12 protein-coding genes are annotated in these 15117 nt (G+C 38.9%); 7 read left to right on the forward strand and 5 right to left on the reverse strand.

Features of this window, described 5'->3' with window-relative positions; translation table 11 throughout:
- From H5087_RS16065 to H5087_RS16090, 6 genes are all read left to right on the forward strand, one after another.
- Window positions 1–1193: IS4 family transposase (locus H5087_RS16065; RefSeq protein ID WP_220491588.1), on the forward strand; the 1193-nt coding region annotated here is incomplete at its 5' end.
- 331 nt (window positions 1194–1524) lie between these two features.
- Complete coding sequence (locus H5087_RS16070; protein ID WP_002962796.1) at window positions 1525–2829, forward strand: NAD(P)/FAD-dependent oxidoreductase; 1305 nt, start codon at window positions 1525–1527, stop codon at window positions 2827–2829.
- Window positions 2830–2965: 136 nt separating this feature from the next.
- A complete protein-coding gene (locus H5087_RS16075; protein ID WP_182672693.1) occupies window positions 2966–5056 on the forward strand; it encodes a cupric reductase in 2091 nt (696 codons plus the stop codon).
- Between the two features lie 117 nt (window positions 5057–5173).
- The gene (locus H5087_RS16080; RefSeq protein ID WP_182672694.1) at window positions 5174–6673 is read left to right on the forward strand and encodes a DUF2235 domain-containing protein; all 1500 of its coding nucleotides are present in this window, start codon (window positions 5174–5176) and stop codon (window positions 6671–6673) included.
- A 330-nt stretch (window positions 6674–7003) separates the two neighbouring features.
- Window positions 7004–7393, forward strand: a complete 390-nt coding sequence (locus H5087_RS16085; protein WP_002962075.1) for a type VII toxin-antitoxin system MntA family adenylyltransferase antitoxin — start codon at window positions 7004–7006, stop codon at window positions 7391–7393.
- A complete protein-coding gene (locus tag H5087_RS16090) occupies window positions 7386–7811 on the forward strand; it encodes a type VII toxin-antitoxin system HepT family RNase toxin (RefSeq protein WP_002962076.1) in 426 nt (141 codons plus the stop codon). Before H5087_RS16085 ends, H5087_RS16090 begins: the two co-directional genes overlap by 8 nt.
- A 173-nt stretch (window positions 7812–7984) precedes the next feature.
- Here H5087_RS16090 and H5087_RS16095 read toward each other — a convergent pair whose 3' ends face one another.
- The 3 genes from H5087_RS16095 to H5087_RS16105 form a co-directional block, all read right to left on the reverse strand.
- Window positions 7985–9079 carry a Fic family protein gene (locus tag H5087_RS16095; protein ID WP_182672695.1) on the reverse strand — a complete coding sequence of 365 codons (1095 nt, stop codon included), beginning with the start codon at window positions 9077–9079 and terminating at the stop codon, window positions 7985–7987.
- Between the two features lie 416 nt (window positions 9080–9495).
- On the reverse strand, window positions 9496–10884 hold the full coding sequence (locus H5087_RS16100) for a HipA domain-containing protein (protein WP_182672696.1): 1389 nt from the start codon (window positions 10882–10884) through the stop codon (window positions 9496–9498).
- Window positions 10868–11194 (reverse strand): helix-turn-helix domain-containing protein, encoded by a 327-nt coding sequence (locus H5087_RS16105; RefSeq protein WP_029753647.1) that lies wholly within the window; start codon window positions 11192–11194, stop codon window positions 10868–10870. The genes H5087_RS16100 and H5087_RS16105 overlap by 17 nt, the downstream gene beginning before the upstream one ends.
- A gap of 362 nt (window positions 11195–11556) precedes the next feature.
- Here H5087_RS16105 and H5087_RS16110 point away from each other — a divergent pair, with 362 nt between their 5' ends.
- Window positions 11557–12561 carry a nuclease-related domain-containing protein gene (locus H5087_RS16110; RefSeq protein ID WP_182672697.1) on the forward strand — a complete coding sequence of 335 codons (1005 nt, stop codon included), beginning with the start codon at window positions 11557–11559 and terminating at the stop codon, window positions 12559–12561.
- A 184-nt stretch (window positions 12562–12745) separates the two neighbouring features.
- Here H5087_RS16110 and H5087_RS16115 read toward each other — a convergent pair whose 3' ends face one another.
- Window positions 12746–13441: a hypothetical protein gene (locus tag H5087_RS16115; RefSeq protein ID WP_182672698.1), complete on the reverse strand. Its 696-nt coding sequence runs from the start codon at window positions 13439–13441 to the stop codon at window positions 12746–12748.
- Between the two features lie 504 nt (window positions 13442–13945).
- On the reverse strand, window positions 13946–15073 hold the full coding sequence (gene dndA / locus H5087_RS16120; protein WP_182672699.1) for a cysteine desulfurase DndA: 1128 nt from the start codon (window positions 15071–15073) through the stop codon (window positions 13946–13948).
- Between the last annotated feature and the right edge of the window lie 44 nt (window positions 15074–15117).

The following is a 15117-nucleotide window of genomic DNA, read 5'->3' on the forward strand; positions in this document are numbered from 1 at the left end:
AAGTCACAACTGCTATGCCTGAGACATCAGTTTGCCATAAGTACTTTAAACATGCATTAGCGCCATTCAATAATGCCAGAGTAAAAACATTACTAAGCTGCAGTAATGCATTAATTTCGGGCAATAAACTTACCTTAACTGAAATCGGCAGAAATTTGTCTGGCGCTGTGGATGTAAAACATAAAATAAAACGCGTTGATCGCTTCTTAAAAAATACTCACCTCTACAATGAAAGGGTCGCTATCTATGAAGCATTAGCTCATCCTATTATTGACTCTTTACCCATGCTTGCAATTGCCGTTGACTGGAGCGGTGCCTGTGGTCACGACTATCACTTACTGCGAGCAAGCTTACTTGTGGATGGGCGCTCTATCGTGATTTATAACATGATTGTTGAGCAGAAGGATTTTGATAGCCCAGCAACCAACAGCCTGTTTTTAGATGAACTTTATGAAGTGCTTGGACGACATCCTAGTGTCTATATTGTAACAGACGGCGGCTTTCTTACGCCTTGGTATAGTAAAGTACGCGAACTTGGTTGGCATATGATAGGTCGATTAAGAGGCTCAATGAAGTGTAAACTAGCCATGCAATCACAATGGCATACATTACAACAACTTAGGGCTGGTGCCAGCGATATACCTAAGGCGTTAGGTCAAGCACGACTAACTCAGTCCAGCCCGACAGCATGCGATGCATTTTTACACGTATATCATGGAAAAAATAAAGGAAGAAAAGGAAAAAGCAGATTTACGAAAGATACAAAAATGTATCAAAACTTAGCTAAAGAGCCATGGTTACTCGCGACATCAGACAATACAATGACGAGTAAGCGAGTAGTTGGTTTATATAGTAAAAGAATGCAAATAGAGCAAAATTTCCGCGATGACAAAAGTTTGAGATATGGTTTTTCGTGGCGTTTTAGTAAAAGCACCGGCATAAATAGAATAGGAATATTATGCTTGATAGCCACAATAGCGAGCACTGCGTTATGGTTTATAGGGTGTGAAGCAGAAAAAAGAAAGTGGCATATAAAATTTCAAGCAAATAGCGTTAAGAATCGCCGAGTTCTTTCATTTTTAACCTTAGCCAAGCAAGTCATAAAGCTATGTAAGAGACGTATTACACAAAGCTATATAGAAAAAAGTTTAAAAAACTTTATTTTGAATTACGAAAAAGAGGCCGCTGGATAAAATGGGGATCCCTCAGCCCATTGGGCGTTTCACAGGCACTTACTCTCATCGTTGTTACTTCTTAAAAGGGGGCTGCCATTCTTGCAAAGTAACGCCTTGATATTAAGCCCCTGTGAAACGCTGAATTCTGCATATTGAGACGGTTTGGGTATAAGTATACAACAAATAACATTATTTATTGCTGACATCACCTTTATTTAAGCGCAAACTAGAGCACTATAAAATGAGTAGTAACTGCTTGTTGCCAAAATAATTTATTGATACCCAAGTCATCTTAAAAAACTAATAAAAATACAGATCACTTGGGTATATTATTTTTGAGGGCAACGTTATGAATATTACTACACCTAAAATCGTCGTTATTGGCGGTGGTGCTGGCGGATTAGAACTCGCAACGCAATTAGGTCATAAATTAGGAAAGAAAAAACAAGCTGAAATTCTACTAATAGACAAAAACCGTACCCACATATGGAAGCCGTTACTGCACGAAGTAGCGACAGGCTCTATTGACCCCGATTTAGATGGCGTTGTGTATTCAGCCCATGCTGCAAAACACCACTATAACTTTCAACTTGGTACTTTTTGCAATATAGATCAAAGCAATAAAACAGTTACCCTTGCACCACTTTTAGATGAGCTAGGCCACACAATTTTACCCGAGCGCACCGTGCGCTACGACCACCTAGTAATTGCCATTGGCAGCGTAAGTAACGACTTTAATACCCCAGGTATAAAAGATCACTGCTACTTTTTAGACTCAAACCAACAAGCAGAGCGCTTTCAGCATTCATTACTCGACAGCTTTACACGCCTTCACCAAGACGACAACCAACAGCAATCACTTAATATTGCCATTGTAGGCGGCGGTGCTACCGGTGTTGAACTCTCAGCTGAGCTTTATCATGTGTCTGAACTATTAAAGCTGTATGGCTTAACAAATATGTCGTCTAAGCGTTTGCATATTCATTTAATAGAAGCCGGACCACGTATTTTACCAGCATTACCAGAGCGTATTGCCGTAAGTGCCAAACGCGAGCTATTAAAGCTTGGCGTAAACGTGCGCGAGCAAACACAAGTAAAAGAAGGCACCGCACAAGGCTTTATCACCAAAGACGAAGAACACATTGATGCCGATATTATGGTGTGGGCAGCAGGCGTAAAAGCACCAGATTTTATTAAAGACTTAGGTATTTTTGAGCTGACACGTAGCAACCAAATTCAAGTAAACGAGTTTTTACAAAGCACCGTTGACGAAAGCATTTTTGTATTAGGCGATTGCTGCGCATTTACCCAAGCCGACGGTAAGCAAGTACCACCTCGTGCACAATCGGCGCATCAAATGGCGCAGTGCGTCGAAAAAAATCTAATCGCAACGCTAAAGCAGCAACCACTACGCGGCTTTAAATACAGCGACCATGGCTCACTCGTTAACTTATCAAGCTACAGCACTGTGGGTAACTTAATGGGCAACCTAACCAGCAATACCTTTTTTATTGAAGGTAAAATTGCCCGCTTTATGTATATATCTTTATACCGTATGCACCAACGCGCCATACACGGTAGCGCAAAAACCTTTGCATTATGGATAAGCGAAAAAGTGCTGCGTGTAGTGCGCCCTAAAATGAAGTTGCACTAATAAATTAAGTACGCTCAGCAAACCACTAAAAAGCTTCAAGAGTTAATAAGTATTATCTCTTAAGGCTTTTTGCACTTTGCGTACCTAAAGTAGTACGATGTGAGAATATTTTAATAACATCAAAGGATTGGCGGTTATGAAAAAGCGACTTCTCGGACTTATAATTATAGCGGCTTTGGCAGTATATCTATTTAAAACCCAGCCTAACACAGCCGCTGTAGAGCAGACCAACGTGGCTGCACCAAATGCCACTGAGCCTAATTTAGTTAATAAAAAGCAGCCCGTAGAAGGCACACCGCTAAGAATAGTCACAGATCTAAAAAAAGATATTCGCCTTTGTAGAGATCAATCACAGCAACAACATATAAAAATAAATAATTTAAACCAATCGCTTGTTTCATTTTTTGTGAGTGAGCTTAAAAAAGGTACGTCGGTCCCCACGCTTTTAAAGTATGCAACCCTATCAGGAATCTATAAGCGTCAATATATTGCCTTTTTAAGAGATGCCATAGTTGCTGAGCAAAAGCAGCAGCTTAGTATTACTAGCTCTTTAGACGAATTAGCTAATTGGCAAGGCATTGAGGCAATTAAAGGCTTCACCAATGAAAAAGTAAAAGAAATGATTCAACAGCTTGGAGATAATAAACATAGCCCTTCAGGACTGACTCTGAGTGTACCCCTTGATGAAAATGTACAAAAAGAAACCCTTTATGCTTTATTAAACAACACTGATACATTTACCACTTACTCTAAAACGTTTATTAAACTTGAGGGCAGTGAAGTTATTTCCCCGGCGACATTGTTTGTGCTTAATGCAAATAAATTTACGCCAAAAGAGTTTGAGCAGGCAATTTCAACTAACCAATTTACAGTTAATGAGTTAGCTACTGCAATTAAAAACAACATTCCTAATGAGTATATTTTTGCGCTTATGAAGCAGGTGCCGGCACTGGATGCTATGCCGCTGTACGAAGAAAATTCTGTTTTATATAACTTGGCTGATATTGCCGTAAGCCAGTTTAATTTACCGCTTGTAAAAGCACTACAACAACTAGGCGTAACACCAACCAATCGGCCTGGCTTATTTACTGGTTTAGATGTTGCAATAGTAAACCTGCCTAGAAGTGGTAACTTAACGCCAGCCCCTTTAGATGCAAAGCATACTCAAATGTTGGACTACCTCACAGAGCAGGGCTATAAAGCACATAGCGGCAATGCTAATGACGACCTAAATAGCAAAGGCGTTTCTTTTGTAAGTGATTTTATTTACCAGCAAGGCGCCTATATTAATGGGCAGGAAAACCCTGAGCAATATGCTTACTTTAGCCCTATTGGTAAAATAGACAACGCCACATTGCCACAAGTAACTGAGCCAGATAGTTCTGATGTTGCACGTTTTTTAGTAGATTTGAAGCAACAAAAGAAAGATCTAGATAATAAAAGACAAAACTGTGAACTATTACAGCAGCAGTTAAGCGCTACTGAACAATTACACTCTACTATGCGAGCATATAATACGGTGCTAGAGGTAAAAAAAGAGCACGGTAATAACTTCGAATATGTTTTACAAGAACAAGACCCCGTATTAGTTAATTACTGGTGGAGTATACTAAGTAATCAGCTTTCAAACGATAGAAGTCATAACGCGTTCAGCGAATATTTGTCTAAAAAAGATTACCAAAAAGCTTATGAGTACAGCCTTAGTACACCATTAACTCAAACAGAAACCGATACACTTTTTTCATTCCTACTATTAGAGCCTCATGACTTTATAGCGATCTGGCAAAGCCGAGTTGAACCTAAGCCACCGAGTGATTTAGCAAGATTAAGTCGTTTTCCTCTTAGTCAATGGCAAAAGCTTAAACAAGCTGGTTTTGATTTTTCGATTACCGATACGTATGGGCGCGACGTTTATGTACAAGCTGCATCGTCTTCTGTCGAGGTAGTACAATTTCTAATTGATAATAAAATACCCGCTGATTCAGAAAAATTAGGCGTAGATATACTCGACCTAGCGCTTGAGCAAAGCTACACCAAAGGGGAGTTAAGCCCAATGATTCCTTTAGCCCTGCAGCTTGTTGAAAAAATTGAACCGAATCACCTTTCTCGCGCAGCACGTTTAAAAACGTTTTATCCTGAGGTTTACGAGCAATTAATTAAGTTAAACCCCGCATTAAAACCCGCAGAGGGCACGCAGCTAAATCACTATACTTTTAATAACCTATAACCCGCACTTTTAATACGCCAACAAATTAGTTGGCGTATTTGTTACTAACCCAAATATTGTCTTTAATTTTTAACATTGTCTGTGTAGAGTATTTAAAACAACTAAGGGAATTGGGTTATGACGGGTAAAACGCTAATTTTTAACTTTGACGGCACAGGAAACGAGCCCCGTGACGCAGAACAATTTAGCTCAGATCATTTTAAAGAAGACTCTAATATTACCAACATTCTAAAACTGCATTTACTGCTTGGCGGTAAATTAGAAGACTCCCCCATTACTCCTTTTGCTAACCAACTCAGTTTTTATTATCAAGGTATTGGCACTAAAGGCAGCCGCCTTAAACGCATTTTAAACCAAACTCTTGCACCTCGTGGCGACGACGTAGCCAGTATTTTAAATCAAGCATTAAGCGACTTTAAAGCTCACTACCTAATAGGCGATGCCATACTGCTAACGGGTTTTAGCCGAGGCGGTGCACTTGCTAGGCGTTTTGCCAAAATCCTAGAGCCTTTAATTGCTGATAATGTTTACGTATGTGTGTTTGATACTGTCGCCTCTATTGGCTTATCAAAAGTAAGTAAAGCTACACGCGGCGCAGAGCACGTTATTTTTGAAAACCACACCATTGCCAACAACATTACTCACGCGCTGCACTGCGTCGCCCTTGATGAAAAACGCCGTGCGTTTGAACCCACACTCATGAACCATCAAAGCAATATTACCGAGCTATGGTTTGCAGGTGCGCATTCAGATATTGGCGGCGGTTACTACCGCGATGGCCTAGCCGATATTTGCTTGCGCTACGCACTTGAGTGGTTAATAGAGCAACCGCTTAATATTTCGTTACTCACTAGCCACGATATAGATTACGAAACCCTGCTCCCCGATAGCAACTTGGTAGCACAAGATGACGTAACCGTAACGCCCGATCCGCTCGCATTAAGCCATCAACAGAATTACTTTTGGTTTAACCCATTTTTTAAATTAGTAGATAGGCAGTGCTATGTATTAATTGATGACGAAGCCAGCGACCTTGAGCCCTTAGTGCACTTCAGCGTAGCCGAACGCATTAATAAGCTAACCAGTTACCGCCCAGAATCGCTAAAAAAACTGCATTACAAAATTAGCTATAACGACAACACCACACTTAGCTTTATTGGTTTAAGCCAACATATAGAACTGGCTAATCAAAACATGAATGTGCTGAGCATTAACCAAAGCCAAGATGTAATGGTATTTGCCTCTGAGCAATACAACGCAACCGGCCTTATGCTAGAGCAAGGCGCTACGTACCGCTTTACCCCATACCCAAATCAATACTGGTTTGACGATGGCATAAAGTGCACTCCATTAGGCTGGAACCGCGATAACGTACAACTTGGCGTAAAAGAAATTCCCATGGCTGTGCTTGAACCATTTAGACGATTTCCTCGTGCACAATGGTTTTCACTCATTGGTGCTATTAATAAAAACGACGACCACCTTTTTGAAATAGCCAACGGCGCCGACATTAAAATAGATAAATCAGGCGAGTTTTGCCCATTTGCAAACGACTTAAGCCGCTTTTACGGCGCTAATGCCGGTAAAATAAAAGTGAAAGTAACGCGGTTGGAATAAGAGGAAACCGAAGCTTTTAAATTGTAGGCTGGAATTTACATCGCGCTTTGGCTTTATAAAAACACCATGCGAGGTATAAAACCTCACCTACAACAACTCAAACACCACACTCAACAAACCCGTAGGTGCGATTTTACATCGCGCTTAGCTCTTTAGTAACGGATCATAACTCCCAATCAACGCTACAAAGCCCGCCTAAACTCCTGTAGGCGCAAAGCTTGCTCGCGCGAAAAGCGAAGCTTTTAAATTAAATAAAACAAATATCAGTTTTAATGTTCACTATAAAACTGATAGGTTATTATTACTGTTTTTATCAATGGTTACTTTTTCGTGGCAAATGAAGTTATACAAAAAATAATTGAGTATTTACATCAAAACACCGACATTGATGTAGTTTGGCTATATGGCTCCCATGCAAAAGGGACAGCTCAGCCTCATAGTGACATTGACTTAGCCATAGCATTTAAAAACTTTGATCTGGAATCGTTCGATAAGCGCCTTAGGCCAAAAGAGCTTGAGCTTGAAATAAGTAATGCACTTAATCTTAACGAACAACTTATTTCGATTGTTGATATAAATATTATTCCAAGTTATTTAGCTTTCAACGTTATTGAATATGGAAAAATAATTATAAGCAATAATAGTGTTAGAGCGATGAAAGAGCAGCAGCGTATATATAGCCAGTTCGAATTTGAAACCATAGCGAGTAAACATGACTGATACCGGAATTACACTTTATTTAAGTGAAGTAACACGCCATATTGACGAATATATGCAAGAACTCGACGAACTCAGTCAAATCGATTCACTTAATAGTAGAGACTACCGAGCTGCAGAGCGATTACTACAGTTAATGACCGAGGTGTGTATTGGTTTATCAAAGCATTGGCTAAAGCAGCACAAAAGTAGTACCAGTAGCAACGCCTATCAAACATTTAGCGAACTTACTAATTTGGGCTTTTTGAGCGAGGCAGAACTACTGTCATGGCGTAAAATTATAGGCTTACGAAATGCTCTTGTTCACGATTACTTAAATATTGACCAAAGTATCGTTAAAACAATCATTAAAAAGCAACACTACACAACTATGCACGCATTTAGTATTAAAGCGATTACAGAGCTAAACAAAGATTCATAGATAAAACCTCACCTACAATAATTAAACCACTGCACTGAACAAAACCGTAGGTGCGATTTTACATCGCGCTTTGTTCTTATAAAAACACCCGCGAGGTATAAAACCTCCCCTACAACAATTCAAATACCTATTCGCCTCACGAAATGAGGCGAATAATATGTGTAATTGCCTCATTAGGCAATTTTGTAACGTGTACTACGCCCACCTGCGGCGGTTTTCGTTAAAAATCCAAGCGTTTGCAAGTCCGACAAATGGCGTGTTGCGGTTGCACGGCTAACCTTAGCTACCTTTTGATACTGACTCGCACTAATACCCTGTTCAAATTGGCCATCAAGTAACTTATTAAGCACTTTTACTTGCTGCTCACCTAGCTTTGTTTGATCTTTACTTGCCCAGTAATTGGTTTTAAAAATTGTTTGCTCAATATTATTAAGCGTATGGTGTATCGCATTATTAAGCGTACATAAAAACCAATTAATCCACTTTGTAATACAAACCTCTCCACGTTGAGTGGCTTCAAGCACCTCGTAGTAGCTTTTTCTGTCTTCTAAAATAGCCACCGACATAGCGTAAAACCGAATTGACTCAGCATGTTCTTGCGCTAATGCCAGGTCGGTTATAAGGCGTGTAATACGCCCATTACCATCCTCAAGTGGATGTATTGTTACAAACCATAAGTGTGCGATAGCTGCCCGAATAAAAGGATCTATTTGAGGTTCGTTTTGCGTTTTGTTAAACCAGTTAAAAAATAGCGAAAGCTCTTTATTTACTAACTCTTTTGGAGGCGCTGTAAAATGTAAGACCGGTTTATCTAAACGCCCCGATACCACTTGCATTGGCTCGTCACCACGCAATTGCCCGCCCTCAATTTTAGTAAATAAGCTTTGCTCACCTGCAAACAATAAGCGATGCCAATTAAGCACTCGCTCTAAATTAAGCGGTGAGTCTGTGTTATTTATTGCATCAAGCATAATCTCTGCAAGATTATCGCTTTGCACTGTTGTTGGGTAAGGTTGCTCATTAATATTGAGCTTTTTAGCAAGAGAAGAGCGAACCGAAAATGCATTAAGCTTTTCACCCTCAATCGCACTGGAGTGAATAATATTTGCAAGTAAGGTATCAAGGGCCTGCTGCTTTTGTTGAGCACTTTGCACGCCCATACGCCCTACTAATAAACCTTGATTATATGAAAGCTCCCTTAGTAAAGGAGCAAGCGCTGCAGCATCCCACGTAAAGTTTGGCCAGTTTTGCTGTTGCCATATCCCCATAATCATTAGTCCTAAAGGTAATTAGCTTCAGTCTATGTTATTTATTTGCCTTATGCAATGAGGCGAATATAATAGTTAATTGCCTCATTACTTTTAAGCGTTAAACAGAACAATAATTCATTTTTCAATGGTAAAAACAATCCATTTATAAGCGAGGTATAAAACCTCACCTACATTAATGTAAACACCACTCTTAACAAAAGCGTAGGTGCGATTTCATATCGTGCTTTGGCTTTTAAATAAGGCCAAGCTCAACACCTGTAGGCGCGAAGCTTGCTCGCGCGAAAAGCGTAGCTTTTAAATTGTAAGCCGGAATTTATCTCTCGCTTTTAATTTTAATTTGCAAATATCGCGTTGATGCTGACAACCAAAATATGAATTACTTACTCAAAATGCATGTATTTATTTTCTAATATTTAAATAAATGCATCCATATTTGGTAGTTGTATTATTTGCTCACTCAGCTTATTTGCAGCTTTATTAATTATTTTTATGCACAAATCAATGTGTGCTAATTCAGCAGTAGACAAGTTATTTTTAACAGCAGAAACTTTAGCAGTATCAATTGCGGCTAATACAGAGTCAACGGTTTGACTCATAAGTAGTTGCATCCGTGGTAGTGAAATAGCAAATTCATCAGCAAAATCAGCTAACATGTAAGCTGTAATCTCATTAGTAAAATTGCCCGCACTTTGCGAATTATGCTCACCCACTGACATAGCATAACACCTTGATATTTTGGGCTGTAAATAGCCCATATCACGGTCAATGCTTCCCTGCTCAATAATAGCCTCTATATTTACCAAGTCGTAAAACGGCGTAAGCTCTAAACCATTTTTACCAACAAAAAAACTAATGTTTTTGCCATGAGCATCGTAATTACGTACTAAAATATTAAATGTCATCCAACGAATAAGCTGAGCCTCATACGCTTGTACATTCGTTGTTTTAACACTAAAGAGTTTTGCAAAAGAAACGCCATCTCGAATATAAATACCATCCCCATCATCACCATGCTGACGCTCATATTTATAAGAAGGAGGTAAATTAGTGGCTTGGCAACCATCAATAATATGACGACGTAATACACGGCTTTGATCTTGTGTAACGCGCCTATCAAAACGATCTATTACAAATACTCTTACATCTGCGTAAGTACGCAACTCAACATGGGGAACATTGAGCCCCGACTCTTTTGCCAAAAGCATGGTAAAAAGTTCATTTACTGCAATGAAAGGCGCGGTACCTGTTTCGAATTTAAAAATTTTATTAGAACATAGCTCCCCTTCACCAAATCCTAATTTATTATTGATTTCGAATAGGTTTAGTTTGTCTTGAACGCCAGCAACAGAGAGCCGAGTTCGGCCATCCCAATGAGTAATTGGCTCTCCAACTTGTACAAAGCGTTTAAGTTTTTGGCTTAGCTCATCATTAGTTACTTCACGAAAAGATGTTTGCTTTAAAGTACTGTTACTTGCTCTAAACGACAAAGCGCCTGACGTTTCCTCGCCAATTACTTTAATCAAACCAAACGTATTATTTTTAGAGATAGTAGTACTACTTATAATTTCATCAAGACCTTTGCCCTCGGGTAATAAGTTTTGTAAATAATTACGCACATCACGTGAGTCAAAATCACCATTGAGCGGTAAGTGTGGTGAAATAGCAAAACCCTTATTAATCCACTCAGGCTCATAGGTAAATGCAATTTCATTTTCAGAGCCTATATCAAGAGTTATCGCACCTATCTTCTGCGTATGCCCAATAAATACATCTAAGCTATTTTTTTTAATACCACTGCTCATCGCTCACCTCATCCTTGTTATTGTGGTGCGACTCGTCATCACTGACAAGGCTAAACGACAGCCCCAAGTATTCCATCACTTTGAGTACATTAAAAAACTGCACATTCACATCACCTTTTTCTATTTTTATCAGCGTAGGCTTTGAAATATTAAGTGCTTGCGATACATCAACCAATGTAAGCTTCATGCCTGTTCGCTTTGAAGTAATCGCTTTAGCGAGTCGCACCGACGAAAACGGCTTTGATAGATCAGGCATTTCAGTGCGCTTAACAACTCTTCCAAGTGTTTTTTTTGCTGGTAATTCACTCATTAAAGGTCAACTATAGTTTACTTATACAATTTATTTTAGGGTAGCCCACCCAAAAGTCAAATATAACTTACTTTTAAGTTTGAACGTATATTTACTTCCTATAAGTAAGCCTTACTTTACTTATAGAAAGTAAAATAAAAACACAACCCCATAAGTAAAACATAAATCACTTATGGGAAGTTAATGACATTTTGAGCTTAATAGCCAAGCTAAACACCTGTAGGCGCCCAGCTTGCTCGCGCGAAAAGCGAAGCTTTTAAATTGTAGGCGGGAGTTTATCTCGCGTGTTTTGAACTTAAGCAGTATTCTTATTCGGTACTTCAATGATATTCTAAGCAAATACATGATTGAAAGGACGCCTCATGATTCTAAAAGATAAAACCCTCATCAACAGCAACTCAGCTAAAATACAAGCAGGTCAAAAGCAAGAACTCGACGTTGCTTTTTATTTACGCCGCGCCTTTAAAAATCATAGTCAGGTATTTGTGTTTAACGATGTGAAATTTAAACACAATGGCGAAGCCGCACAAATAGACCACCTAATCGCATACACCTATGGCTTTATTCTCATCGAATCTAAAAGCATTACAGGCGAAGTAACGATTAATGAACATCAAGAATGGAGTCGCAGTTATCGCGGCAACTGGCAAGGTATGCCATCGCCAATAAAACAGGTTGAATTACAACTAGAGCTATTAAAAAGCCTAATGCGCGACAATGCACCAAACCTACTCACTAAATTATTTGGCAAACTGCAACAGGGTTTTGGTGGCAGAGAGTGGCATAGTATTTGTGCCATATCGAGCAACGCCATTATCAATCGAGAAAACACACCAAAAGCAATTGAAGATCGATTAGTTAAATCAGAATTTATAACTGATAAATTACTCGAAATAATGAAGCTTCCTGCATATAAACCTAATGCGCTTCATCTTTTTACAACAAACGTTCGACCTTGGTTCAGTGAAGAAACACTAGATAGAATTTGCCAGTTTATTTTAGAGCAAAACATATCACCTAACTTACAAGAGCCTTCATATGTATCTGCAAAGATAAGCGAATCAGAATCTGTTTACGATGATACTTTAATAGCGACTAAGCAAACCATTACTGAACAAGTAAAACCTAAAACTGATCTAATCAAAGAGATAACATTATCTTGTAAGCAATGTTATAGCTCGACTAACTTACAGCCTCTTTCTGGACGCTATGGTTACTTTGTGAAATGCGGTAATTGCAGTGCAAATACACCAATGAAATCACCATGCCCTGAGTGCTCAAGCACCAATACTAAAACAAGCAAACGTAAAGAAAATTACTCTTTAGTATGCAAAGATTGTGAGATAAGTACGCCTATTAAGCTTTAGCATTTGTAGGTGCGATTTTACATCGCGCTTTCTCTTTAGTAACTAGCTCATTATTCCAATCAACGCTACAAAGCTCACCTAAACACCTGTAGGCGCCCAACTTGCTCGCGCGAAAAGCGAAGCTTTATGGGTTTATTCAGGAAGAAGCACCGCTTGAAAACGACAGTGCTTATTATTTAATGATTTACAATCCAGAAAACTTCTTAATCCACTCTAGAATAGCTTCTTTGTTAGGATTGAAATAACTCAAGTGAGGTAAACCTATTATTGCAGTTTCCCTACCATTAAACATGGTTTTAAAACCATAACATTCCCAAGTTCCATGCTCTGCTGGAATAGCTTGAAAAGAGTCTAGATTACACTCATCTAAATACATTGACTTTAAAAAACCAAAAGGTGATAAATGCTTCGCATTACCAAACGTTATAATAACTTTCGGTTTGACTATCTCTATAACTGCTTGATGAAAAGGCCAAAAAGTACCAGCGAAACCAAAATTAAAATTGCTATCTTGCGAAGATTTTGATGTTGTAAAAATCAAGTTGCTAGCACATACATCAGCTACATTTTGATTAAGTCCTTCAAGTAAACCTTGAATTCGCTTTTGAAGAGGTGCCGAGCCTTTTTTATATTTACTACTCTGGCCATTAACCCAGATCTCATCAAGATATGAGTTATCTGTCCGGGTAAGAGTTTTACTCATAAAGTCCCCCAAAAGTGTATGACCCTCACCACCCGGATTCAAACCTAAAAGATATACATCACCTTCTCTTAGCGTTTCATGCGAGCTATAAATCCCCTCACCAAAGCGGTTATATAAATGACCAAATTGTTGTGTAGCTATGCCTAGCAGCTGTTCCTTCTTAATCCCTATATCCATATTTATTCCTTTTTTTCCTATTAAGGCCTTATTGCAGAATATGATTTATACATTAAAAAATTGTAATAAACTAATTAAATGTCGAGGGTACTCACAATGAAATTTTCTTAGCAGCGGCCTTAAAATTTACTGTAGGCGCTCAGCTTGCTCGCGCGAAAAGCGTAGCTTTTAAAATAATTTACTTATATCGCGTTGGCGATGGCAACCAAAGAGAAGTAACCGCCGACTTCTCTTTGGAATCTCTCGGCGCCCCTCAATTTCATTTATCTTTAAACACTAAATTAATATGAACGTAAACGCGATGAACGCACAACTTTCACATCCCTGTACGCTGCCCAGTTCGGGTATCCCTACCCTCTCGTTCAAACTACGTTTTTCACCCATTTGCAAGCATCGCTTTCCTCGAATACATGCGAGGTAATTACTCATTAATTATGTGTTTGCAGGTGAAGTTGAAGGGGAGAATTGTCTTAGCTACAATGCTAACAATTAACTAAATCAACATCACAACTTTAACTGTTCCAACTTTTCAACTATTTCAGTAATAGGTAATGACTCTGTCATATGACCCCATGAAACTCTTATTGCACCGGCAATACGTTTTTCATCCAATTGCATTGCAGTTAAAACATGTGAAGGTGTGTAACTTGATGATGTACACGCAGAGCCGTTAGATACAGCTGCGATCCCTTTTAACATAACCATTGCCGCCTCAGAGTTAATACCTGGAACGGAAAAGTTAAGCACAAAGGGTGATGTATTCTCACCGTTGTATTGCGAATCAAGGGTATTTAAAGCTGCAATCAATTCATCTTTTAATTTTTGTGCATGCTTTTGCCATGTTAAAGCATTTTTTTGTGCTATTTCACAAGCCAAGCCAAAACCTGCAATTAATGGTACCGCTAAGGTGCCTGGTCGTAGCCCTTTTTCTTGCCCACCACCAAACATAATTGGTTTTAAGGGTGGCTTTATAAAGCCGCGCTTACGCATAACTAATGCACCAACACCTTTAGGAGCATACACTTTATGTCCGCTTGCGCTAATTAAATCAATGCGTTTATTTTTTAAATCGTCGCTCAACTTTCCAAAACTTTGAGCTGCATCGATATGTAAAAATGCTGAATGTAACTCAAGTACATCGCAAATATCAGTAATAGGCTGTATAGAGCCTGTTTCGTTATTCACATGCATAATCGAAACAAGTAGCGTATCTTCTCGCAATAACTGTTTGAGGTTATCGGAGTCAACAACACCACTTTCATCAACTTCTAAAAAGCTAACTTCAAAGCCATTTTTAACTAAATACTCAATAGGCTCCAATACAGCTTTATGTTCAATTCGAGTAGTAATTATATGCTTTCTAGATTCTTGTTGACCAAATTCACGTAACCCAAGAATCGCAATGTTGTTACTCTCGGTTGCGCCACTGGTAAAAATAACTTCCGATTTATCAGCATCCACAACTTCAGCTACTTGTTTACGTGCCTTTTCTACAGATTTTTTAGCATTAGCACCAAACTCATGAGTACGACTACCCGCATTTCCGTATTCATCTAAAAACATTTTTCTAACTAAATCAGCAACCTCATTAAGCACCGGTGCCGTGGCATTCATATCTAAATAAGTTGTCATTTTATCCTCAAAATAAACTCTTACACTAAGCAAGACAGGCCTGA

Source organism: Pseudoalteromonas sp. SR43-7 (assembly GCF_014163785.1).
Taxonomy (GTDB): Bacteria; Pseudomonadota; Gammaproteobacteria; order Enterobacterales; family Alteromonadaceae; genus Pseudoalteromonas; species Pseudoalteromonas distincta.